Raw genomic sequence first — 1192 nt, forward strand, 5'->3', positions numbered from 1 at the left:
CCAGTGCGCAAGATCTGCGTTTTAACCTCTGGGCGGCGAATATCGCCGAGTGGGTCGGCCCCTGGAATGACAACATCCTGCCGGTATACCAATTTGTGAACTACATTGAGTACAAGCCTTATGTCGCCGCAACCAATAGTTTCGGCACTGGCTGGCGCGATGATTTCAACAGTTTTGATACCAACCGCTGGAGCAAAGCCAATTGGACTTTTGGCGAAAACCTCGCCGACTTTGATCCGAATAATGTAGTGGTAAAAAACGGCACTCTGGTGCTGGCGCTTACCCGCGAAGGTCAAACCGGTTATAGCGGTACACCACCCGTCGATGGCGACACCAGCGGTGGCAGCAGTAGCAGTGCGCCCGCCGCATCTATCACCATTCAGGCCGAAAGTTTTAACGAAGTAGGCGGCAACGTGACTGTCTCCGGCGGCACCGTGGGTTATATCGATGCCGGTGAGTGGTTCAAATATAACAATGTGAATATCCCGCAAACGGGCACTTACAAAGTGGAGTATCGCGTTGCCTCGGCGCTTACCACCGCGCAGTTCACCTTGGATCGCAACGGCGTAGGTCTGGGCACTATCAGCGTACCCAATACCGGCGGCTGGGGTAACTACCAAACGATCAGCCACAATATTTATCTGAACGCCGGGGTGCAGAGTTTGGCGATTTATGCCAACAGCGGCGGCTTTAATATTGATTGGCTTAAGCTGACTAAAATCTAATAGGGTTTCAGCCTTTGGGGGTTGCGGGCCCAATGCCTGCACCCCCGTTTTTATTTTTTGCTGCTGTTTTTTAACAATGTTTTTTGTAAATGAGGTAAATCTGATGCGTCGAATTTTAGGTATGTTGTTAGCGATCAGTATGGGATTGCTGAGCCATCTTGCTATTGCCAAGCCTTACAAAGGCGCAGAAATTTATTCCAGCGATAGCTACTTATACGGCCGCTATGAAATGCGCATGCGCGTCGCCAAGGCCAGCGGAGTGTTATCCACTTTTTTCACTTACAAAAATGGTTCCGAAGTGGGCAATACGTTTTGGGAAGAAATCGATATAGAAGTATTCGGTAAAAATAATGCAACACAATGGCAGAGCAATATTATTCTCGGCAGCTCGCGCCCCACTATTCACACGGAACAGGTTCATACCGCCAATACATCACTCGCCGACGCGTATCACACTTATGTATTGG

At 49.6% G+C, this 1192-nt stretch carries 2 protein-coding genes; both read left to right on the forward strand.

The annotated features are described in order from the left end of the window. Positions 1-725: carbohydrate-binding protein (locus B3180_RS06460; protein ID WP_286843624.1), on the forward strand; the 725-nt coding region annotated here is incomplete at its 5' end. Between the two features lie 103 nt (positions 726-828). After that, positions 829-1192: family 16 glycosylhydrolase (locus B3180_RS06465; RefSeq protein WP_286843625.1), on the forward strand; the 364-nt coding region annotated here is incomplete at its 3' end.

The sequence above is a fragment of the Idiomarina sp. UBA4206 genome (genome assembly GCF_002383015.1).
Lineage (GTDB): Bacteria > Pseudomonadota > Gammaproteobacteria > Enterobacterales > Alteromonadaceae > Idiomarina > Idiomarina abyssalis.